This window comes from Streptomyces sp. NPDC093221, from assembly GCF_044753885.1.
GTDB lineage: Bacteria > Actinomycetota > Actinomycetes > Streptomycetales > Streptomycetaceae > Actinacidiphila.
In genome coordinates, this window is the sequence record NZ_JBIVOA010000002.1 from 1,006,063 (window position 1) to 1,026,589 (window position 20,527).

Consider the following 20,527-nt stretch of genomic DNA (forward strand, 5'->3'; position numbering starts at 1 on the left):
AGCTTCCCGTGAAGGACGCGTTCGGCGCCCCCCAGTCCCTGCTGATCCTCGGCGGCACCTCCGAGATCGCGCTGGCCACCGCCCGCCGCCTCATCGCCCGCCGCACCCGTACCGTCTATCTCGCGGGCCGCCCCTCCGAGGCGCTGGACGCCGCCGCGACGCAGTTGCGCGCGCTCGGCGCCGACGTCCACGCGGTCGGCTTCGACGCCCTCGACCCCGCCTCGCACGAGGAGGTCCTCGGCAAGCTCTTCACCGAGGGCGACATCGACATGGTGCTGCTCGCCTTCGGCGTCCTCGGCGACCAGGCCCGCGACGAGCAGGAACCGCTCTCGGCCGTCCACGTCGCCCAGGTCAACTACACCGGCGCCGTCTCCGCCTCCCTGGTCTGCGCGGGCGCCCTCCAGTCGCAGGGCCACGGCTCGCTGGTCGTGCTGTCCTCCGTGGCCGGCGAGCGCGCCCGCCGCGCCAACTTCATCTACGGCAGCAGCAAGGCCGGGCTCGACGCCTTCGCCCAGGGCCTCGGCGACGCCCTGCACGGGGCCGGCGTGCACGTCATGATCGTCCGCCCCGGCTTCGTCCGCACCAAGATGACCGCGGGGCGCGAGGAGGCCCCGCTGGCCACCACCCCCGAGGCCGTCGCGGTCGCCATCGAGACCGGGCTGCGCCGCCGCAGCGAAACGGTCTGGGTGCCCGGCACCCTGCGCGTCGTCATGTCGGCCCTGCGGCACGTCCCGAGGCCGCTCTTCCGCCGCCTGCCGGTCTGACCCGGCACCGGCTCCGCCGCGCGCGCCGTCAGCGGCGGGCGGCCGTGTCGTACGCTCCACAGACGGTGACACCGCGTTCCGGAGGAGGGGGCCATGGGGGCGACTCCCGCTGACGGGAGAGGACTTCGGGGCCGGCGGCTGCGGTGGCTGACCCCGCCGGTCGTGGCCTTCGCGGTCGTCGTCAGCTCCGTCTTCGTCGTCGCGGGGCTGTCCGGGACCGGCGCCAGGTCGGCCGTGCAGAGCGCGGCCCCGTCCAGGCCCGTGCTCACCCGGGTCGGCGCGTGGACGGCGGCGCTGGCGGGCGGCGGCCAGCGGGTCCACCGCCGCACGGTCCGCATGGTCGTGCACCCGACGATCGGCGGGACGGGCGTACGCGTGCGGCTGTCGAACCGGTACGGGACCGGGCCGCTGCCGGTCGGGGCCGTGGACGTGGCCGTACAGGCGCACGGCGGGGACGCCGTACCCGGCACGCATCACACCGCGACGTTCTCCGGGGCGGGCGCCACGACGGTCCCGGCGGGGCGGGACGCGGCGACCGACCCCCTCGCGATGACCGTCAACGCGGACGAGAATCTGCTGGTCAGCGTCTACTTCCCCGGTGACGCGGGCGCGTCGGGGCGGCACTGGCTGGCCGCCGAGACCACGTACTACTCGGTGCCCGGCGACTTCGCCGCCGCCGACGCCACCGCGCACTACCCCGTCTCGAACGGGGTCTGGTACTACCTCAGCGGTCTCGACGTCGAGTCCGCCACCGCCCGCGGCACCCTGGTCGCCTTCGGCGACTCCCTCACGGACGGCGCGGGTTCCAGCACGTCGGCCAACGCCCGCTGGCCCGACGTCCTCGCCCGGCGGCTGCGCGACCGGCCGGGCGGCCCGCTCCTCGGCGTCGTGGACGCGGGCCTGAGCGGCAACCGGGTGCTCACCGACACCGGCACCCGCTTCGGCACCAGCGCCCTGCACCGCTTCGCCCACGACGCGCTCGGCCAGCCCGGCGTCACGGCCGTGGTCCTGCTGGAGGGCATCAACGACATCAGCGTCGACCGCGGCCCGCACGGGCACCTCGCCGCGGCCGACCTCATCGACGCCTACCGCACCCTCATCCGCCAGGCGCACGCGGCGGGCGTACGGATCTACGGCGCGACCCTGCCGCCCTTCCAGGGCTCCCGCCCCTACACCCCCGCCGGTGAGCGGACCCGCGAGACCGTCAACCGCTGGATGCTCGGCGGCCACGCCTTCGACGCCGTCTTCGACCTGTCCGCCGCGCTGCGCGACCCCGCCCGGCCGCACCGCCTGTCCCCCGCCTACGACAGCGGCGACCACCTGCATCCCAACGACGCCGGTTACCGCGCGATGGCGAACGCGATCGATCTCCGTACGCTGACGGCTCCGCTGACTCCGCGCGCGGCGGGCTGAGCGGCCGTACCCCCGCTCACAGGCGGCTGGGGGTCGCCTCGTCCGTCGTGTTCTCCGCGTCCTCCCGCGGCGGGGCGACCTCGCCGAAGCGGGCCAGGGCCAGGGCGCCGACGACCGCGAGCGCGAAGCCCGCGACCGCGACCGGGGCCCAGCCGTGGCGGGTGCGGTCGCCGAGGGCCAGGACGCCGACGAGCGCGGGGCCGACGGTCTCGCCGATGACCATGCCCGCGGTGGCGGCCGTCACCGAGCCGCGCTGGAGGGCGGAGGTCAGCAGCAGGAAGGCGGCTCCGCCGCCGACGAGGAGGCCGTACACGGCCGGGTTGGTGAGCAGCGCCACCGGGGTCATGCCGTCGATGACGCGGACGGCGACCTCGACCACGCCGAAGCCGAGGCCCGCGCCGAGGCCCAGCGCCGCCGCGCGGGAGCGTTCGGGGAGGCGGCCGGCCGCCGTGCCCGCCGCGAGGACGGCGAGGGCCGTGGCCAGCGTGCCCCAGCGCAGCGCCGTGCCGCCGTGGTCCGCGCCGGCCCCCTCGCTGCCCGAGGCCATGCCCAGCAGCGCCAGGCCGCCGCACACCGCCGCGACCGCGCCCCACTCGCGCGGCGACAGCCGCGTGTCCAGCAGCCGCGCCGCGGCGACCGCCGTGACGGCCAGGCTCGCCGCCAGGGCCGCGCCCACCGCGTAGATCGGCAGCGACCTCAGCGCGACCAGTTCCAGCGCGAAGCCCACGCCGTCGAGGCCCAGGCCCGCCACGTAGCGCCACTCGCGCAGGGCCCTGCCCAGCAGCCGCGCGTCGACCGCGGAGCCCGAGCCTCCGCCCGGCTCCGCCGCCGCCCGCGCCGCCACTGCTTGCAGCACCGACGCCACCCCGAAACACACGGCCGCGCCCAGCGCACACACCATTCCCAGAAGCACGCCACTGACTCTAGGGCGTCCAGCACCCCGGGCCCCGCCCCGAGCGCTTCCTCCGCCGCGGACGGCGAGCCGTCCCTTCCCACCGGCCGGTGGCCGGAAGCCCACCGAATCGCCCCTCCGGGCCCGGTGGTGCCCCGCACACACGTCGTGGCGCGTCGCGCAGTTCCCCGCGCCCCTAAAAAAACCGGCCCACCCCCCGGACGAAGGACGACCCGCCCCGCCAGGGGCGCGAGGAACTGCGCGGCCAGCCGCCACCGGGCCGGTAGCCCGGAGCCCACCGAATCGCCCCTCCGGGCCCGGTGGTGACCTGCGGCAGCAATGTGGCTGAGCGCGCAGTTCCCCGCGCCCCTCAAAAGATCGGCCCACCCCCCCGACCGAAAGACGGCCCAGCCCGCCAGGGGCGCGGGGAACTGCGCGGCCAGCCCCCACCGGGCCGGTGGTCCGAAGCCAACCGAATCGCCCCTCTGGGACCGGTGGTGACCTGCGGCAGCAATGTGGCTGAGCGCGCAGTTCCCCGCGCCCCCCAAAAGATCGGCCCACCCCCGGACGAAAGACGGCCCGCCCCGTCAGGGGCGCGGGGAACTGAGCGGCCAGCCCCCACCGGCCGGTGGTGCGGAGAGGAGGGAACCGCCCCCGCCGGCGGGAGGGGGGAAGGTCAGGCGGAGAGGACCGTGCGGAGTTGGGTGAGGCCCCAGTCGAGGTCGTCCTTGGAGATGGTGAGCGGCGGCGCCAGCCGAATGGTGCTGCCGTGGGTGTCCTTGGCGAGAACCCCGAGCGCCATGAGCCGCTCGGAGATCTCGCGGCCGGTCCCCACGGCGGGATCGATGTCGACCCCGGCCCACAGCCCGCGCCCGCGCACCTCGGTGACCTTGCCGGAGCCGGTGAGGAGGGCGAGCTCGCGGTGCAGGTGGTCACCGAGTTCGGCGGCGCGCTCCTGGTACTCCCCGGTGCGCAGCATGGCGAGGACTTCGAGCCCGACGGCGCAGGCCAGCGGGTTCCCGCCGAAGGTGGACCCGTGTTCGCCGGGCCGGTAGACGCCGAGGACGTCGCGGGAGGAGACCACGGCCGAGACGGGCACGACGCCGCCGCCGAGCGCCTTGCCGAGGACGTACATGTCGGGGACGACGTCCTCGTGCTCGCAGGCGAAGGTGCGGCCGGTCCTGCCGAGGCCGGACTGGATCTCGTCGGCGATGAAGAGCGCCCCGCGCTCGGCGGTGACCCGGCGCACCCCGGCGAGATAGCCCGGCGGCGGCACGAGGACGCCCGCCTCGCCCTGGATCGGCTCCAGCAGCACGGCGACGGTCTCGTCGTCCACGGCCGCTTCGAGCGCGGCGAGGTCGCCGTAGGGGACGGTCACGAAGCCGGGGGTGTACGGGCCGAAGTCCGCCCGCGCCTCGGGGTCGGTGGAGAAGCTGACGATCGTGGTGGTGCGCCCGTGGAAGTTGCCGGCCGCGACGACGATCCTGGCCCGGCCGTCCGGTACGCCCTTGACCCGGTAGCCCCACTTGCGCGCCGTTTTCACGGCGGTCTCCACCGCTTCGGCGCCGGTGTTCATCGGCAGCACCATCTCCATGCCGCACAGCTCGGCGAGCCGCGTACAGAAGTCCGCGAAGCGGTCGTGGTGGAAGGCGCGGGAGGTCAGCGTGACCCGGTCGAGCTGCGCCTTGGCCGCCGCGATCAGCCGGGGGTTGGCGTGGCCGAAGTTCAGCGCCGAGTAGCCCGCGAGCATGTCGAGGTAGCGGCGGCCCTCGACGTCGGTCATCCACGCGCCTTCGGCCGTGGCGACCACGACGGGAAGCGGGTGGTAATTGTGCGCGCTGTGCGCCTCGGCGGCGGCGATCCGCTCACCGGTGGTGCCGGTGGTACCTGCGGTGCCGGAAGGACCTGCGGTGGTGGTGGTCACGTGCGTTCTCCGTTCGTTGTACGTCGGAGGCCAGGGCGAAGGGGCGGGGTGACGCCCCTTTCTATCGTCGCTCGCCGCGATCACGGCGAAACCTCACCGACGGCGGCCAGTGGTGTCCACCAGGGGTATGGGAGCGGGGTCACCACCTGAGAGAATGATGGACATGGCAACAGATCGCCCGCGCGCGCTTTCCGGTATCCAGCCCACCGCCGGTTCGTTCCACCTGGGGAACTACCTGGGGGCGATCCGCCAGTACGTGGCGCTCCAGGAGACGCACGACGCCTTCTACATGGTGGTCGACCTGCACGCGATCACCGTGCCGCAGGACCCGGCCGAGCTGCGGGCGAACACGCGGCTGGCCGCCGCCCAGCTCCTGGCCGCCGGGCTCGACCCGGACCGCTGCACGCTGTTCATCCAGAGCCATGTGCCCGAGCACGCCCAGCTCGGCTGGGTGATGAACTGCCTGACCGGCTTCGGCGAGGCGTCCCGGATGACGCAGTTCAAGGACAAGTCGGCCAAGCAGGGCGCGGACCGCTCGACGGTCGGCCTGTTCACGTATCCGATCCTCCAGGTCGCGGACATCCTGCTGTACCAGGCGGACGCGGTGCCGGTCGGCGAGGACCAGCGGCAGCACATCGAGCTGACCCGCGACCTGGCGGAGCGGTTCAACACGCGCTTCGGCCCGACCTTCACCATCCCGGCGCCGCACATCGTGCGGGAGGTCGCGAAGATCTACGACCTCCAGGACCCGACGGCCAAGATGAGCAAGTCGGCGGCGTCGCCGAAGGGCCTGGTCAATCTGCTGGACGAGCCGAAGACGTCGGCGAAGAAGTTCCGCAGCGCGGTGACGGACACCGGCACGGTCGTCAAATATGACGAAAAAGACAAGCCGGGCATCAGCAATCTGCTCACGATTCACTCCGCGCTCACCGGTACCGGAATTCCGGAACTCGAGGAGCGGTACGAGGGCAAGGGCTACGGTGCGCTGAAGACCGACCTCGCGGAGATCTTCGTGGAGTGGGTCACACCGTTCCGTGAGCGTACGCAGGAGTATCTGGGGGACCCGGAGACGTTGGACGCGGTGCTGGCGAAGGGTGCCGAGAAGGCGCGCGCCGTGGCGGCGGAGACGCTGGCCGGGGCGTACGACCGGGTCGGCTTCCTGCCCGCCAAGCACTGAGTACGGTACGGGGCGGTACCGAGGACGATTTTTCTGCTCTCGCATGATTGTCCCGCATGATGGCTGTATGACCATGCGGGGTCATCGCGCGGGGGTGACCACGCGGCCGGCTGAACGGGGAAAGGGGTGAGCGCAGTGGGGACCTCCACGACCACCACGATCGGCGTGTCCATCGCGGTCCCGGAGCCGTACGGGCGCCTGCTCCAGGAGCGGCGCGCCGGTTTCGGCGATCCGGCGGCGTACGCGATCCCCACCCACGTCACGCTGCTGCCGCCCACCGAGGTCGACTGCGGCACGCTTCCGGCGCTGCGCCGCCACCTCGCGCAGGTCGCCGCCGACGGCCGCCCCTTCCTGATGCGGCTGCACGGCACGGACACCTTCCGGCCGCTCTCCCCCGTGGTCTACGTCCGCCTCGCCGACGGCGGCGACGCCTGTGCCCAGCTTCAGGAGCAGGTCCGCTCGGGACCCGTCTCCCGCGAGCTCCAGTTCCCGTACCACCCGCACGTCACGGTCGCCCACGGCATCCCCGACCCCGCCATGGACCTGGCCCAGTCCGAGCTCGCCACCTTCTCCGCCGCCTGGACCGCGATCAGCTTCGCCCTCTACGAGCAGGGCGAGGACGGCGTCTGGCGCAAGATGCGCGAGTACCCCTTCGGCCGCGAGGGCCTCTCGGCCGTCCCGCACCAGCAGTCCGCCAAGGCCGCGACGCGGCTGTAACGGCGCTGCGGGGTCGGCCCGGCCGCGACTCCTGCCGCGCTTCGACCGTGCTTCGGCCGCGCTTCGGCCGCGCTTCGGCCGTAAGCCGAGCCCCGTCGGTCACATTCGGACGCTTCCGTGCGACACATCAGCGCACCGCCCACCCACGGGCGGTGCGCTGATTCGTCAGGTCGGGCAGAAAGCCGGGAGTGATCATGGGTACGCGGACATCGGCCGTCGCGTTCACGGAAGCGGTGGCGGCGGAGCGGCTGGAGCGGGCGGCGGAGGCTCTGGTGCTGCACGGCTTCGACGCGGAGATCCTCGACGACGTGGCCGCCGCGCGGGTCCGGGTGGGCGAGCTGATCCCGCCGGGCGCGAGCGTGTTCACCGGGGCCAGCGAGACGCTGCGGCTGTCCGGGATCGAGGAGGACATCAACGGGAGCGGGCGGTACGAGGCGGTCAAGCCGCGCGTGCTGGCCATGGACCGGGCGAGCGAGGCGGACGCGATCCGGCGGGCGCTTGCCGCTCCGGACGTCAGCGTCGGGAGCGTCGCCGCCGTCACCGAGACGGGGTCGCTGGTGATCGCGTCGGGCAGCGGGAGTCAGTTGCCCGGGTACGCGGGCGGGGCGGGGCGCGCGATCTGGGTGGTGGGCGCGCAGAAGGTCGTGCCGGACCTGGAGACGGCGCTGCGCCGGGTGGAGGAGCACTGCCTGCCGCTGGAGAGCGCCAGGACCATGGAGGTGCACGGCTGGCCGAGCACCGTGAACCGGCTCCTGGTCCTCAACGCGGAGTACGTGCCGGGGCGCGGCACCGTACTGCTGCTCCGCGAGCCCATCGGCTTCTGAGGCACCGCCCGTTGACGGCCGCTCCACGGCCGGTTGACGGCCGGTCCCCTGTCGGTCCCCTGGCGCGCGGTATTGCCGACAACGTGTGTGCAAAAGGAGGTGGCGGCCGGGTTTAGGGTGAAGCGGAAACGCTTGGAGGCATGGGCAATTGGCGAATGTGAAGCAGGGCCGTTGCATTGTCGGATCGCGCGGGAGCGACCTCGCCAGGGCGCAAGTGCGTGAATATCTGGCGCCGTTGAGGGAGCGGTTTCCCGAGGTGACCTTCAGGCATCGGGTGATCGTGGAGGGCGGCGACCGCGACCGGCGCTCACCGCTGGCCAACGTGTCGGCGGTGAGCGGCGGTTCGGCGTTCAGCACGGAGCAGGAGGCCGCGCTGGCGCGCGGTGACGTGGATGTGGTCGTCCACTCCCTCAAGGACCTGCCGACGTCGAATCCGCCGGGCCTGACCCTGTTGCCGCCGCCGGGGCGGGAGGACGTGGCCGACGCGCTGTGCGGGGCGACACTCGCCGGGCTGCCGGAGGGGGCCAGGGTCGGTACGGGGGCGGCCCGCCGGATCGGCCAGCTCCTCGCCGTACGCCCTGACGTGCGGATCGTGCCGATTCGCGGCAACGTACCGCCGCGCCTGGAGAAGCTGGCGACCGAGGGGCTGGACGCGGTCGTGCTGGCCCTGGCGGGCCTGCGCCGCCTCGGTCTCGACGGCGCTGTGAGCGAGGTGCTGCCGCTCGACCTCTTCCCGCCGAGTCCGGGCCAGGGCGCCCTCGGCATCCAGATCCGCGCGGACGACACCGCCGTACGCGACCTGCTCGCCTGCGCGGGTGACGCCTCCGTCGACGCGCGGGTCCGCGCCGAACGCGCGTTCCTCGCCGAATTGCACGGCGGGTGCAGCGTCCCGGTCGGGGGTTACGCCGAATTGGACCCGGCCGGAAATCTGCGGCTGTTCGGACAGGTCACGTCTCTCGACGGCAGGACGCAGATTTCCGCCACCGTCAGCGGTCCGGCGCAGCGGCCGGAAAGGCTCGGAAGGGAATTGGCCGCGGAACTCGTCGCGCGGGGCGCCCATTCCCTGCTCGACGCGGCGCGCCACCCCGACGCGTGACGCGACCGGCGCCGTACCGCCGCCCGGCGCGTGACCTGACCGGCGGCCGTACCGCCGCCCGGCGCGTGACCTGACCGGCGGCCGTACCGCCGCCCGGTACGTGACCTGACCGGCGGCCGTACCGCCGCCCGGTACGTGACCTGACCGGCGGCCGTACCGCGCCTTACGCGCGGACCGCCGGGGACATCCGGCAGGAGACGCCGATCCGGTTCCAGGCGTTCATGGTGACGCACATGGCCAGGAGGCGGGGGAATTCGTCGGCGTCGAAGAGCCGGGCCGCCTCGTCGAAGACGGCGTCGGGGACGCCGTGGTCACCGAGGTGGGTGACGGCCTCGGCCAGGGCGAGGGCGGCGCGCTCGCGGGCGGTGAAGAAGGGCGTCTCGCGCCAGACGGTGACGCCGTAAAGCTTCTGCTCGGTGAGGCCGAGGGCGCGGGCGTCGGCGCTGTGCTTGTCGACGCAGTAGGCGCAGCCGTTGAGCTGGGAGACGCGGACGCGGACGAGTTCGCGGACGGCGGGGTCGAGGCCGCGGGCGGCGGCCTTGTCGAGGGCGGCCATGGCCGCGTAGAAGTCGGGGGCCTTGTCGGTGAGGTCGATCCGGCGCGCGGGCGCGGGAACGGTAGCGGTGTCGTCGGTCGTCGTCGTCATGCCTCCACCGTAGGAGGAAAGTGGCTCCATACCGTGGTCCACTTGGAGCATGAATGACTGGGCCACTCGCGGTGAGCGCACCGCCGACTACGACCTGCTGCTCGACCTCCCCGCCGCGCGGGCCGCGGCGGGCGGCGGCGCGCGGGCCGGTCTTGAGCGGGCCCTGCGCGAGGCCGTGCGCGACGGCCGCCTCTCCCCCGGTACCCGCCTGCCGTCCAGCCGGGTGCTGGCCGGGGATCTGGGCCTCGCGCGCAACACGGTCGCGGACGCGTACGCGCAGCTCGTCGCCGAGGGGTGGCTGACCGCGCGGCAGGGCTCGGGCACGACGGTGGCGCCGCGCCCGGCCGCGGTCCCCGGCCGGGCGGAGCGCGCCCCCGTGCGCCGTACGCCCGTCGCCCCGGTCGAGCTGGTGCCGGACAACGCGACCGGCCTCCCGTACAGCCTGTGGCCCGGCTCGCCCGACCTGTCGTCCTTTCCGCGCGCCGCGTGGTCGGCGGCGGCGCGGCGGGCGCTGGCGGCGGCGCCGAACGAGGCGTTCGGGTACACCGACCCGCGCGGGCGGCCGGAGTTGCGGGCGGCGCTGAGCACGTATCTCGCGCGGGTGCGCGGGGTGCGGACCGACCCGGAGCACCTGATGATCTGCACGGGGTACGTGCAGGGCGTCGGCCTGCTGGCCCGCGCGCTGTACGGCCGGGGCGCCCGCCGGATCGCCGTCGAGGCGCTGGGCTTCCCGGACACCCGAACGCTGCTGCGCACGGCGGGACTTGAGACGGTGCCGCTGGACGTGGACGGCGACGGGGCGCGGGTGGACCGCCTGGACGGCTCGGCGCAGGCGGTGCTGCTGACCCCCGCGCACCAGTTCCCGACCGGTGTGCCGCTCTCCCCCGGGCGCCGGACGGCCGTCACGGGGTGGGCGCGGAGCACCGGCGCGGTGATCCTGGAGGACGACTACGACGGGGAGTTCCGCTACGACCGGCAGCCCGTCGGCGCCCTCCAGGGCCTCGCGCCCGGACACGTCGTGTACGCGGGCACGGCCAGCAAGAGCCTCGCGCCGGGCCTGCGGCTGGCGTGGCTCGCGCTGCCCCCGCACCTGCTGGACGCGGTCGTGCGCGAGAAGCGGATGGCCGACCACCACTCGCCGGTGCTCGACCAGTTGACCCTCGCCGAATTCATCGGATCGGGCGCGTACGACCGCCACGTACGCCGCATGCGCCTGCACTACCGCGCCCGCCGCGACCGCCTGGTGGCGGCCCTGGCCGAACACGCCCCCCACGTCCGGGTCTCCGGCATCGCCGCGGGCCTGCACGCCGTACTCGAACTCCCCCCGGAGACCGGCCCGTTGCAAGCCCTCGTGGACCGCGCCCACGCCCTCGGCCTGGCCCTCAGCGGCCTCCCCGTCTACGGCGCCCCCACCGCCCACGCCCCCACTTCCCTCGTCATCGGCTACGCCACGCCCCCCGACCACGCCTTCTCCGGCGCCCTCTCCCGCCTGTGCGAGGTCCTGGCGCCCGGGTAAGCGGGCCGGCGGAGACGGGAGTCGGGGTCAGGCGGGGAGGGTGAGGAGGACCTCGTCGATGTCCTCACCGCGGGCGTTCGCGAAGCCGCGGTCGGTGCCGGTGGGGTGGAAGCCGCATTTGCGCAGGACGCGGATCGAGCCGGGGTTGTCGGCGGCGGCGCGGGCGTGCAGGGGGCGTTCGGGGGCGACGGCGAGGAGTTGGCGGAGGGCGGCGGTGGCGGCGCCGCGGCCCCAGAACTCGCGGCCGATCCAGTACGTGACCTCGCGCTCCTCGGGCGGGCCGTAGACGGCGGCGTGGCCGACGACCGTACCGTCGGAAGCGGCGACGACCGTGCGGTTGACGACGCCGGGGGTGGCGCGGACGCGGGCCCAGTGGGCGTGGAAGCGGGCGCTGTCCGACGGGTCCTCGGCGGTGAACGCGGCCATCCGTACCGCCTCGGGGTCCTGCATCTGAACGAAGAAGACGGGCAGGTCCGAGTCGCGTACCTCGCGCAGGATGACGTCCATGGGGCAAACGTAAGGGGCCCCGCACCAGGGCGGGACCCCTTACCGACGGAAAAGAGGCGGGACTCAGATGAGGCCCAGCTCGCGCACGGCGGCGCGCTCTTCTTCCAGCTCCTTCACGGACGCGTCGATGCGCGCGCGCGAGAACTCGTTGATCTCCAGGCCCTGGACGATCTCGAAGGCGCCGTTCTTCGTGGTGACCGGGAAGGACGAGATGAGACCGGCCGGGACGCCGTAGGAGCCGTCGGAGACGATGCCCATGGAGGTCCAGTTGCCCTCCGCGGTGCCGTTGACCCAGGTGTGGACGTGGTCGAGGGCGGCCGACGCGGCGGAGGCGGCGGAGGACGCGCCGCGCGCCTCGATGATCGCGGCGCCGCGCTTGGCGACGGTCGGGATGAAGGTGTCGGCCAGCCACTGCTCGTCGTTGACGACCTCGGCGGCGTTCTTGCCCGCGACCTCGGCGTGGAAGATGTCGGGGTACTGGGTCGCCGAGTGGTTGCCCCAGATGGTGAGCCGCTTGATCTCCGAGACCGGCACGCCGGTCTTCTTCGCGAGCTGCGCGACCGCGCGGTTGTGGTCCAGGCGGGTCATCGCGGTGAAGCGCTCGGCCGGTACGTCGGGGGCGGCGGACTGCGCGATGAGCGCGTTGGTGTTCGCCGGGTTGCCGACGACCAGGACCTTGATGTCGTCGGCCGCGTGGTCGTTGATGGCCTTGCCCTGCGGCTTGAAGATGCCGCCGTTGGCCTCCAGCAGGTCGCCGCGCTCCATGCCCTTGGTGCGGGGGCGGGCGCCGACCAGCAGCGCGACGTTCGCGCCGTCGAAGGCCACGTTCGGGTCGTCGGTGATGTCGATGCCCTGGAGGAGCGGGAAGGCGGCGTCGTCCAGCTCCATCGCGGTCCCCTCCGCGGCCTTCAGGCCCTGGGGGATCTCCAGCAGACGGAGCCTCACCGGCACGTCCGCGCCGAGCAGGTGGCCCGAGGCGATGCGGAAGAGGAGGGCGTAGCCGATCTGGCCTGCCGCTCCGGTGACGGTGACGTTGACGGGGGTGCGAGTCATTGCCTTCTCCTGGCCTTTTCCTGCGGGTACCTGGCATTGCCGCCCCGGCAGTGGCCCGAGCGGCCCCGGAACGTGACTCTCTCGTCGTCAAGAGAGCCGTCTGTCAGGCTATCGCGCGGCGGCGCCGCCGGTGACGCGAGGGCGTGTGGCCCCGGTCACCGGGAAGGCCGCCGGGTGACGTTCCCGTGCCGCGCGGGACCCGCGTCCGCGGGTTTGCGCGGACTTGGGTCCGCGCGTCTCAGCCCTGGCCGCCCAGGCAGAGGTTGACGACGAGCAGGCCGAGGCACAGGCCGCCGCGGCCGGTGGCGGTCGCGGTCGGGGACGGCGGACCGGTGGGCGTATCCGTAGGAGAAACGGTTCCTCCGGAGGCGGGCGCCGAAGGGGACCCGGAATCGGTCGGTACGGTGCCGGGAGCGCCGCTCGGCGCGCTGCCGGGGCCCGCGCCGTGGGTGGCCGTGGCACCGGGTGTTCCCGGCGGACCGGCGGACGGGGAGCCGTCGCCCGTCATCACCGTCACCGAGGGCTCGGCCGCGGGGGCGGTTCTTCCCGGCGCGCCGCCCGTGCCGGGCGACGTACGGGGCGCCGCGCCCTTCGCTCCCGGCGTCAGCGGCGCGCCCGCCCGGTCGGTCACCGTCGGCGCCGCCTCGGGCGCCGGGGCCCGCCCGGTGCTCGGGCCCGCCGCGAGCAGCACCGTCACCGCCGCGCCGATCGCCAGCACCCCCGCTGTACCGAACAGCAGCGCCCTGCGGCGGCGGTTGCCCGGCAGACCCTCCTCCGGGCCCAGCGGGTCCAGCGGATCGGGATGCGGTACGGGTTTGCCCCGGCCCCTGTCGCCGGTGCCGGTCGCGGCCTTCTCCGCCAGCTTCCACAGCGCGCCGACCCGGTCGTAGTCCGCGCCGCTCGCCTGCGCCAGCACCTCCACCGCGTCCAGCGGCGGCAGTTGCCTGCCGTTGAGGTACTTCTCCCACGACTCCGCGGACTGCGCCGTGCGCGCCGCCAGCGCCGGGACCGTCAGGCCGCCGCGGTCCTTCATCCGGCGTAACTGCACGGCCAGCCGCCGCACATCCACCGGAATCCGCTCCGCCAACGGCTCCCACTGCCCCATCGTGCCCCCTATCTCAACGAGTCCCCCGCCGGGGGCAACGCTAGAACGGGTGTCCCCTTGTCGGGTGGACTTTCCGGACAGCGTCCCCGAACTCGTCCGGACCTGCTATCAGCGGGCCGCCCAGGGGGATGCGCCCCGTCAGGGGCGCGGGGAACTGCGCGCGCAACCCCCCACCGGCCGGAGGCCGGGAAACAACCGCACTGCCCCGCCGGGGCCGGTGGTGACCTGCGGGAGCGCCGTGGCTGGCCGCGCAGTTCCCCGCGCCCCCAAACAAAAAGACCGGCCCGCCCCCATACGAAAGGGAGCCCGCCCCGTCAGGGGCGCGGGGAACTGCGCGAGCAACCCACCACCGGCCCGTGGCCGGGAAACAACCGGGGTGCGCCGACGGGGGCCGGTGGTGACCTAAGCGGAGCGCCCACGCGGCGGCAGCCGCAGATCAGACACAGCCCCGCGCCCCTAAAAAGATCGGCCCGCCGCCCAGGCGAAAGGGGGCCCGCCCCGCCAGGGGCGCGGGGAACTGCACGAGCAACCCACCACCGGCCCGTGGCCGGGAAACAACCGGGGTGCGCCGACGGGGGCCGGTGGCGACCTAAGCGGAGCGCCCACGCGGCGGCAGCCGCAGATCAGACACAGCCCCGGGCCCCTCAAAAGACCGGCCCGCCGCCCGGGCGAAAGGGGGCCCGCCCCGTCAGGGGCGCGGGGAACTGCGCGCGCAACCCACCACCGGCCGGTGGTCGGGAAACAACCGGGGTGCCCCGCCGGGACCGGTGGCGACCTGCGCGAAGCGCCCACGCGGCGGCGCCACCAAAGAACCTGGCCCCGCGTCAGCCCAACGTTGCGGGCTACCGCACCGAGAAGTGGATGATGTCCTCCAGGAACGGAATCCTGATCAGCGGATCCGGCTGCGCCATCAGCGCCAGCAGCACGATCGCGAGACCGAACAGCCCGTACGTGATCACATCAGTGAACCGGCTGCGGACCGCGAGCATGCCGACCGCCGTCACGCCCCAGCGCAGCGCGGCGCCGACCAGCAGCGACGCCCCGATCACGATCGTGCCCGCGCGGAAGGCGCCGGCCGCCGTGACGATCAGCCCGATGGCCGCGCCGCAGATGACCAGCAGGATCGGCCACTGCCGGGCGGGCGCGGGGGCGTCCTTGCCCGCCGCCCGGCCGCCGCCCTCGGGACGCGCGGTGGTCCTGCCGGGCCCGGCCTCGTGCCTGCCGTGCTCCCCGGTGAATCCGGCCGCCTGCCCGAGGGAGTGCCCAGAGGAGTGCCCGGAGGACGAGGGGGCGGGCACCGGCGCCGACGCCGGGCCCGAGCCGTTCTCACGGCCCTCCCCCGGCGTCCGGCCGGTCCCCGGCCCCCCGGCGCCGAAGTCCGCGGCCCCTGCCGCGGGACCCGGATCAGCCGACATCGCCCGCGGCCCGCTCGGACGCCTCCACCACGTTCTGGAGGAGCAGCGCCCGCGTCATCGGGCCGACGCCACCGGGGTTCGGCGAGATCCAGGCGGCCACCTCGGCCACGCCCGGATGCACGTCGCCGACGATCTTGCCGTTCTCGTCACGGCTCACGCCGACGTCCAGGACGGCCGCGCCCGGCTTCACGTCCTCCGGCTTGATGATGTGCGGCACACCGGCGGCGGCCACGACGATGTCGGCCTGCCGCAGATGCGCGGAGAGGTCACGAGTGCCGGTGTGGCACAAGGTGACCGTCGCGTTCTCCGACTTACGGGTCAGCAGCAGGCCGATCGAGCGGCCCACGGTGATGCCGCGGCCGACCACGACCACGTCGGCGCCGTTGATCTCCACGCCGTGGCGGCGCAGCAGCTCCACGATGCCGTTGGGGGTGCAGGGCAGCGGCCCGGTCTCGTTGAGCACGAGTCGGCCGAGGCTCATCGGGTGCAGCCCGTCCGCGTCCTTGGCCGGGTCCATCAGCTCCAGCACCCGGTTGGTGTCGATGCCCTTGGGGAGCGGGAGCTGCACGATGTAGCCGGTGCAGGCCGGGTCCGCGTTCAGCTCGCGGACGACCGCCTCGATCTCCTCCTGCGTGGCGGTGTCCGGGAGTTCACGCTGGATGGAGCCGATGCCCACCTGCGCGCAGTCGCGGTGCTTGCCCGCGACGTACCACTTGCTGCCCGGGTCGTCGCCGACCAGCAGCGTGCCGAGGCCGGGGGTGATCCCGCGGGCCTTCAGCGCCTTGACGCGTTCGGCGAGTTCGGACTTGATCGCGGCGGCGGTGGCCTTGCCATCGAGAATCTGGGCGGTCATGCCCGCCATTCTCGCGGATCGGACCCGCGCCGGACCAATCCGCCCCCGGCGCGAACCCCGCCTGGGTGTCACCTGAGCGCCGCCTGTGCCGTGCCCGGCCCCCGCCGACGCCCGCCGACGCCCGGACGGGTGCCTCGACCGGTGCCCCGGCCGCTGCCCGGACCGCCGCACCGTGGAGGCACCGTCCCGACCTCGGTCCGACACCTCTGGTCCCTTGCGCGCCGGGGCACGGGGGCCCCACGATGTGGCCTCGTCCCCCGATTGGGCCAGTACGACGGATATACGACGGATGCGGTCCGGCCGCCGCCGTCCCGACCGGCCCTGTCGTCCCAGCCGCGCGCGTAAGGAAGCAGCACGTGAGCCAACCCCCCGGCCCTCCCGGCCCCGGAAACCCGTACGGCGGACCGTCCCAGCCGCCGCAGCAGCCGCCCTACGCGCAGAACCCGTACGGCCAGGGCGTCCCGCAGCAGCCGGGCCCGTACCAGCAGCAGCCCGGCGGCTACCCCGGATACCCGCAGCAACAGCAGCAGCCCGGCGGCTACGGCTACCCCGGCGGCGGCTACCCGGGCCAGGCGCCGTACGGCTACCCGCAGGGGAACCTGCCGCCCGGCATGCCCCCGCTGGCCGGTTGGGGCGCCCGGCTCGGCGCCACGCTGCTCGACGCGCTGATGTTCAACCTCGTACCGGGCGGGCTGGTCATCGCGGGCTACACCCAGATGTCCGTCAAGCTCGCCGACCGCTGGCAGGACTGCGACGACGCGGGCATCCCCCGCGACGCGTGCCCCAACCCGCACGTCTCAGGCGGTTCCGTCGCGCTGATCCTCATCGGCGGCCTGCTCAGCCTCGTCGCCATGCTCTTCCTCTGCTACCGCGAGGGCAGCACCGGGCAGACCCCCGGCAAGAAGATCGTCGGCATCCGCCTCCTGCGCGAACACGACGGCTCCACCCTCGGCTTCGGCCTCGCCTTCGGCCGCCGCCTGCTCCACGTCCTGGACGGCCTGCCGTGCTACCTCGGGTTCCTCTGGCCGCTGTGGGACGCGAAGAAGCAGACCTTCGCCGACAAGATGGTCCACACCGTGGTCATCAAGGACCAGTCCTGACCGACCCCGCGGGGCCGCGTGCGCGGGGCCGCGAGCGGTGTAGATGACGAACGGGTCATCGGCCGACCCGCGGGGCCGCGTGCGCGGGGAACCGCGCGGCCGGCCCCACCGGCCGGTGGTCCGAAGACCACCGGTCCGCCCCGCCGGGGCCGGTGGTGACGTGCGAGCACGTCACGGCCGGGCGCGCGGTCCCCGCGCCCTGTGAAGGATCGGCGTACCGCCAGGGTCCTAGTGGAAGAAGTGCCGCGTCCCCGTCAGGTACATCGTGACTCCCGCCTTGGCCGCCGCCTCGATGACGGCTTCGTCGCGGATGGACCCGCCCGGCTGGACGACGGCGGCGACCCCGGCGGCGGTGAGGACCTCAAGCCCGTCGGGGAACGGGAAGAAGGCGTCGGAGGCGGCGTAGGAGCCGGTGGCGCGCTCGGCCCCGGCGCGCTCGACGGCGAGCCTGGCGGAGTCGACCCGGTTGACCTGCCCCATGCCGACGCCGACCGTGGCGCCGCCCTTCGCGAGAAGAATGGCGTTGGACTTGACGGCGCGGCAGGCGCGCCAGGCGAAGGCCAGTTCGGCGAGCTGGGCCGCCGTCAGCGCGTCCCCGGTGGCGAGGGTCCAGGTCTCGGGGTCGTCGCCCTCGGCCTGGAAGCGGTCCTTGGCCTGGACGAGGAGGCCGCCCTCGATGGGCTTGTACTCGGTGACGGTCTCGGGCCCGTCGGCGCAGCGCAGGACGCGGATGTTCTTCTTGCGCGCGAGGATCTCGACGGCGCCGTCCTCGTACCCGGGCGCGACGATCACCTCGGTGAAGATCTCGGCGACCTGCTCGGCCATGGCCACCGACACGGGCCGGTTGACGGCGATGACGCCGCCGTACGCGGAGACCGGGTCGCAGGCGTGCGCCTTGCGGTGGGCGTCGGCGACGTCCGTGCCGACCGCGATCCCGCACGGGTTGGCGTGCTTGATGATCGCGACGCAGACGCCCTCGTGGTCGTACGCGGCACGGCGGGCGGCGTCGGTGTCGACGTAGTTGTTGTACGACATCTCCTTGCCGTGCAACTGCTCCGCCCCGGCCAGCCCCTTTCCGCTGCCGTCGCTGTAGAGCGCGGCGCCCTGGTGCGGGTTCTCGCCGTAGCGCAGCGTCTGCTGGAGGTCGTACGTCTGCCCGCTGAACTCGGGGAACTCCTCGTTGGACGCATAGCCGTCCAGGAACCAGGAGGCGACGGCCACGTCGTACGCGGCGGTGTGCTGGAACGCCTCGGCGGCGAGCCGCTTGCGGGCGGCGAGGTCGAAGCCGCCGTCGCGGACGGCGGCCAGGACGTCGGCGTACCGGTTCGGGCTGACGACGACGGCGACCGACGGGTGGTTCTTGGCGGCGGCGCGGACCATCGAGGGGCCGCCGATGTCGATCTGCTCGACGCACTCGTCGGGGCTCGCGCCCGAGGCGACGGTCTCCTTGAACGGGTAGAGGTTGACGACGACCAGCTCGAACGGCTCGACACCGAGTTCGGCGAGCTGCCGCTGGTGGTCGGGCAGGCGCAGATCGGCGAGGATGCCCGCGTGGACGCGCGGGTGCAGCGTCTTGACCCGGCCGTCCAGGCACTCGGGGAAGCCGGTCAGCTCCTCGACCTTGGTGACGGGGACGCCCGCGGCGGCGATCTTCGCGGCGGTCGACCCGGTCGACACCAGTTCCACCCCCGCCTCGTGCAGACCGCGGGCCAGGTCTTCGAGACCCGTCTTGTCGTAGACACTGATCAGCGCGCGACGGATGGGCTTATTCACCGACATGAACCTTTCGTCCCTCAATGCGGTAGCCGTGGCGCGCCAGGCGCCCCACGGTCTCGACGAGCAGTCGTCGCTCGACTTCCTTGATGCGCTCGTGGAGCGCGTCCTCCGTGTCGTCCGGCCGGACCTCGACCACGCCCTGGGCGATGACCGGGCCGGTGTCGACGCCGTCGTCGACGAAGTGGACGGTGCACCCGGTCACCTTGGCGCCGTACGCGAGCGCGTCGCGTACGCCGTGGGCGCCGGGGAAACTCGGCAGCAGCGCGGGGTGGGTGTTGATGATCCGGCCGCCGAACCTGGCCAGGAACTCCTTGCCGACGATCTTCATGAAGCCCGCGGAGACGACGAGGTCGGGCGCGTACCGCGCCGTGGCCTCGGCGAGCGCGAGGTCCCAGGCGGCGCGGTCCTCGTGGTCCTTGACGCGGACGACGAAGGTGGGCAGGCCCGCGCGGACGGCGCGGTCCAGGCCCGCGATGCCGTCGCGGTCGGCGCCGACGGCGACCACACGGGCCCCGGCCCCGTACGAGGGATCGGCCTCGATGGCGTCGAGCAGCGCCTGGAGATTGGTCCCCGAACCGGAGACGAGGACGACGAGACGGGCGGGGGTGGAGGCGTGTGCGGGCGCGGCCACTGGCGGTGCTCTCTCGTTTAGAGGATCGTACGAGTCGGAGGCCGATCGGATGACGGGGAACCCTACGAGGCCGCCGACCGTCAGCAACGATACCGGCACTCCCGGCGGCCCCCACGGGACGGGGGAGCGCGCGGACGGTAGCGTCTGCCGGGAGAGCGGCACTTCGCGCGCCCCGCACGCGGGCGTAAGTGACGCATCTGACAGGGATGGCACATCGTCGTACGGTCGTTGCAAGACGTCAGTACACGTCGGTACAAGCCGAAGAAGGAGTCGAGCCCAAGGGGATGGCGCATCACATCATGAGCAGCGGCCGTATTCGTCTCGCGCTGCGCGCGCCCGAGGGCGATCAGCAGGACAATCCCTTCGCGCCGCCGCCGGAGGGCGCGCCCGACCGTCCATGGCAGCCGCGACAGCAGCCCTCGGACGGTTCGTCGAAGGAGGGCTCGTCGGAGGGCTCGTCGGAAGGCGGCTCCGGGGACAAGCCGGAGGGTCCGCCCCCGCCGCCGCACGGCGCGCCCACCGCGTGGGGCCACGGGTGGAGCAATCAGCAGCCCCAGGGCGGACGCCCTGACCCGTTCGGACGCAGGCCGGAGCAGGGCGGCGGTCCCACCGGACCCGCGGGCAGCGGCCCGCGCTTCGACCCCACCGACCCCGCACAGCGGCGGTCGCGCTATTCGCTGGTCTGCGGCGGCTGGGGACTGATCTTCGCCCTCCTGGGCTGGACCCCGGTCGGGCTCCTGCTCGGCGCGCTCGCCCTCTACTGGGGGATCTCCGCGCTCCGCATGAGCCCGCAGGACCGGGCCAAGGCCCGCGCCGAGGCGGCCTCCGCCCTGGCCGACGCCACCCAGACGCCCCGGCCCGCCCCGCCCGCGCCCGGGCCCGACGCCCAGCGCTCCTTCGTCACCGCGGCCTGGAGCGGCATCATCACCAGTGCCGTGACGCTCGCGCTGGTCGTCACCACGTACTCCTTGCAGTACGCCTACCGCGATTACTTCACCTGCAAGAGCGACGCCCTCACCACGCCCGCGTCGCACTCCTGCCAGAATCTCCTCCCCAGCCCCCTCCGCGACTTCCCCGGCCTCCGCTGACCCCCTCCGGGGGGGTGGCGCGTGAATTCG

19 protein-coding genes are annotated in these 20,527 nt (G+C 73.8%); 9 read left to right on the top strand and 10 right to left on the bottom strand.

The window, feature by feature from the left end:
* Positions 1–8: 8 nt before the first annotated feature.
* A complete protein-coding gene (locus ACIQCJ_RS10405; RefSeq protein ID WP_355336857.1) occupies positions 9–764 on the top strand; it encodes a decaprenylphospho-beta-D-erythro-pentofuranosid-2-ulose 2-reductase in 756 nt (251 codons plus the stop codon).
* A gap of 93 nt (positions 765–857) precedes the next feature.
* On the top strand, positions 858–2,177 hold the full coding sequence (locus ACIQCJ_RS10410) for an SGNH/GDSL hydrolase family protein (RefSeq protein ID WP_402711161.1): 1,320 nt from the start codon (positions 858–860) through the stop codon (positions 2,175–2,177).
* Between the two features lie 16 nt (positions 2,178–2,193).
* On the opposite strand, the gene ACIQCJ_RS10415 is transcribed toward ACIQCJ_RS10410, so the two are convergent.
* Positions 2,194–3,078: a hypothetical protein gene (locus ACIQCJ_RS10415; RefSeq protein WP_391050573.1), complete on the bottom strand. Its 885-nt coding sequence runs from the start codon at positions 3,076–3,078 to the stop codon at positions 2,194–2,196.
* Positions 3,079–3,745: 667 nt separating this feature from the next.
* Positions 3,746–4,930 carry an ornithine--oxo-acid transaminase gene (rocD, locus tag ACIQCJ_RS10420; RefSeq protein WP_355337199.1) on the bottom strand — a complete coding sequence of 395 codons (1,185 nt, stop codon included), beginning with the start codon at positions 4,928–4,930 and terminating at the stop codon, positions 3,746–3,748.
* Positions 4,931–5,156: 226 nt separating this feature from the next.
* Between rocD and trpS the strand changes: the two genes are divergently transcribed.
* The 4 genes from trpS (at position 5,157) to hemC (ending at position 8,807) form a co-directional block, all read left to right on the top strand.
* Positions 5,157–6,170 (top strand): tryptophan--tRNA ligase, encoded by a 1,014-nt coding sequence (trpS, locus tag ACIQCJ_RS10425; protein WP_391050482.1) that lies wholly within the window; start codon positions 5,157–5,159, stop codon positions 6,168–6,170.
* Positions 6,171–6,296: 126 nt separating this feature from the next.
* A complete protein-coding gene (locus ACIQCJ_RS10430) occupies positions 6,297–6,887 on the top strand; it encodes a 2'-5' RNA ligase family protein (protein WP_402711162.1) in 591 nt (196 codons plus the stop codon).
* Between the two features lie 194 nt (positions 6,888–7,081).
* Positions 7,082–7,711, top strand: a complete 630-nt coding sequence (locus ACIQCJ_RS10435; protein ID WP_355336853.1) for an LUD domain-containing protein — start codon at positions 7,082–7,084, stop codon at positions 7,709–7,711.
* Positions 7,712–7,868: 157 nt separating this feature from the next.
* A complete protein-coding gene (gene hemC / locus ACIQCJ_RS10440) occupies positions 7,869–8,807 on the top strand; it encodes a hydroxymethylbilane synthase (protein WP_402711286.1) in 939 nt (312 codons plus the stop codon).
* A gap of 163 nt (positions 8,808–8,970) precedes the next feature.
* On the opposite strand, the gene ACIQCJ_RS10445 is transcribed toward hemC, so the two are convergent.
* Positions 8,971–9,453, bottom strand: a complete 483-nt coding sequence (locus tag ACIQCJ_RS10445) for a carboxymuconolactone decarboxylase family protein (RefSeq protein WP_402711163.1) — start codon at positions 9,451–9,453, stop codon at positions 8,971–8,973.
* Positions 9,454–9,502: 49 nt separating this feature from the next.
* On the opposite strand from ACIQCJ_RS10445, the gene ACIQCJ_RS10450 reads away from it, so the two are divergent.
* Positions 9,503–10,969: a PLP-dependent aminotransferase family protein gene (locus ACIQCJ_RS10450; protein WP_402711164.1), complete on the top strand. Its 1,467-nt coding sequence runs from the start codon at positions 9,503–9,505 to the stop codon at positions 10,967–10,969.
* A 27-nt stretch (positions 10,970–10,996) separates the two neighbouring features.
* On the opposite strand, the gene ACIQCJ_RS10455 is transcribed toward ACIQCJ_RS10450, so the two are convergent.
* The 5 genes from ACIQCJ_RS10455 to ACIQCJ_RS10475 all read right to left on the bottom strand — a co-directional run bounded on the left by ACIQCJ_RS10455 (position 10,997) and on the right by ACIQCJ_RS10475 (position 15,902).
* On the bottom strand, positions 10,997–11,476 hold the full coding sequence (locus tag ACIQCJ_RS10455) for a GNAT family N-acetyltransferase (protein ID WP_391050479.1): 480 nt from the start codon (positions 11,474–11,476) through the stop codon (positions 10,997–10,999).
* Between the two features lie 63 nt (positions 11,477–11,539).
* Positions 11,540–12,529, bottom strand: coding sequence for a malate dehydrogenase (locus ACIQCJ_RS10460; RefSeq protein WP_355336849.1), 990 nt, complete (start codon positions 12,527–12,529; stop codon positions 11,540–11,542).
* Between the two features lie 238 nt (positions 12,530–12,767).
* Positions 12,768–13,634, bottom strand: coding sequence for a helix-turn-helix domain-containing protein (locus ACIQCJ_RS10465; protein WP_402711165.1), 867 nt, complete (start codon positions 13,632–13,634; stop codon positions 12,768–12,770).
* A gap of 842 nt (positions 13,635–14,476) precedes the next feature.
* Positions 14,477–15,049 carry a DUF3017 domain-containing protein gene (locus ACIQCJ_RS10470; RefSeq protein ID WP_355336847.1) on the bottom strand — a complete coding sequence of 191 codons (573 nt, stop codon included), beginning with the start codon at positions 15,047–15,049 and terminating at the stop codon, positions 14,477–14,479.
* Positions 15,039–15,902 (bottom strand): bifunctional methylenetetrahydrofolate dehydrogenase/methenyltetrahydrofolate cyclohydrolase, encoded by an 864-nt coding sequence (locus ACIQCJ_RS10475; protein ID WP_188283507.1) that lies wholly within the window; start codon positions 15,900–15,902, stop codon positions 15,039–15,041. Before ACIQCJ_RS10475 ends, ACIQCJ_RS10470 begins: the two co-directional genes overlap by 11 nt.
* Before the next feature lie 356 nt (positions 15,903–16,258).
* Here ACIQCJ_RS10475 and ACIQCJ_RS10480 point away from each other — a divergent pair, with 356 nt between their 5' ends.
* Positions 16,259–17,002: an RDD family protein gene (locus ACIQCJ_RS10480; protein ID WP_355336846.1), complete on the top strand. Its 744-nt coding sequence runs from the start codon at positions 16,259–16,261 to the stop codon at positions 17,000–17,002.
* A gap of 228 nt (positions 17,003–17,230) precedes the next feature.
* Here ACIQCJ_RS10480 and purH read toward each other — a convergent pair whose 3' ends face one another.
* Together purH and purN are read right to left on the bottom strand one after the other, a co-directional pair.
* Positions 17,231–18,781, bottom strand: a complete 1,551-nt coding sequence (purH, locus tag ACIQCJ_RS10485; RefSeq protein ID WP_355336845.1) for a bifunctional phosphoribosylaminoimidazolecarboxamide formyltransferase/IMP cyclohydrolase — start codon at positions 18,779–18,781, stop codon at positions 17,231–17,233.
* Positions 18,768–19,409, bottom strand: a complete 642-nt coding sequence (gene purN / locus ACIQCJ_RS10490) for a phosphoribosylglycinamide formyltransferase (RefSeq protein ID WP_355336844.1) — start codon at positions 19,407–19,409, stop codon at positions 18,768–18,770. Before purN ends, purH begins: the two co-directional genes overlap by 14 nt.
* A 284-nt stretch (positions 19,410–19,693) precedes the next feature.
* Between purN and ACIQCJ_RS10495 the strand changes: the two genes are divergently transcribed.
* The gene (locus tag ACIQCJ_RS10495) at positions 19,694–20,497 is read left to right on the top strand and encodes a hypothetical protein (protein WP_355336843.1); all 804 of its coding nucleotides are present in this window, start codon (positions 19,694–19,696) and stop codon (positions 20,495–20,497) included.
* Positions 20,498–20,527 lie beyond the last annotated feature (30 nt).

Excerpts from the sequence above, each read along its gene's own strand:
- ACIQCJ_RS10450 (WP_402711164.1), top strand. The coding sequence starts at position 9,503 with ATGAATGACTGGGCCACTCGCGGTGAGCGCACCGCCGACTACGACCTG.
- trpS (WP_391050482.1), top strand. The coding sequence starts at position 5,157 with ATGGCAACAGATCGCCCGCGCGCGCTTTCCGGTATCCAGCCCACCGCC.
- ACIQCJ_RS10445 (WP_402711163.1), bottom strand. The coding sequence starts at position 9,453 with ATGACGACGACGACCGACGACACCGCTACCGTTCCCGCGCCCGCGCGC.
- ACIQCJ_RS10460 (WP_355336849.1), bottom strand. The coding sequence starts at position 12,529 with ATGACTCGCACCCCCGTCAACGTCACCGTCACCGGAGCGGCAGGCCAG.
- ACIQCJ_RS10435 (WP_355336853.1), top strand. The coding sequence starts at position 7,082 with ATGGGTACGCGGACATCGGCCGTCGCGTTCACGGAAGCGGTGGCGGCG.
- ACIQCJ_RS10475 (WP_188283507.1), bottom strand. The coding sequence starts at position 15,902 with ATGACCGCCCAGATTCTCGATGGCAAGGCCACCGCCGCCGCGATCAAG.
- ACIQCJ_RS10410 (WP_402711161.1), top strand. The coding sequence starts at position 858 with ATGGGGGCGACTCCCGCTGACGGGAGAGGACTTCGGGGCCGGCGGCTG.
- ACIQCJ_RS10455 (WP_391050479.1), bottom strand. The coding sequence starts at position 11,476 with ATGGACGTCATCCTGCGCGAGGTACGCGACTCGGACCTGCCCGTCTTC.
- ACIQCJ_RS10470 (WP_355336847.1), bottom strand. The coding sequence starts at position 15,049 with ATGTCGGCTGATCCGGGTCCCGCGGCAGGGGCCGCGGACTTCGGCGCC.
- ACIQCJ_RS10415 (WP_391050573.1), bottom strand. The coding sequence starts at position 3,078 with ATGGTGTGTGCGCTGGGCGCGGCCGTGTGTTTCGGGGTGGCGTCGGTG.
- ACIQCJ_RS10465 (WP_402711165.1), bottom strand. The coding sequence starts at position 13,634 with ATGGGGCAGTGGGAGCCGTTGGCGGAGCGGATTCCGGTGGATGTGCGG.
- purH (WP_355336845.1), bottom strand. The coding sequence starts at position 18,781 with ATGTCGGTGAATAAGCCCATCCGTCGCGCGCTGATCAGTGTCTACGAC.
- ACIQCJ_RS10495 (WP_355336843.1), top strand. The coding sequence starts at position 19,694 with ATGGCGCATCACATCATGAGCAGCGGCCGTATTCGTCTCGCGCTGCGC.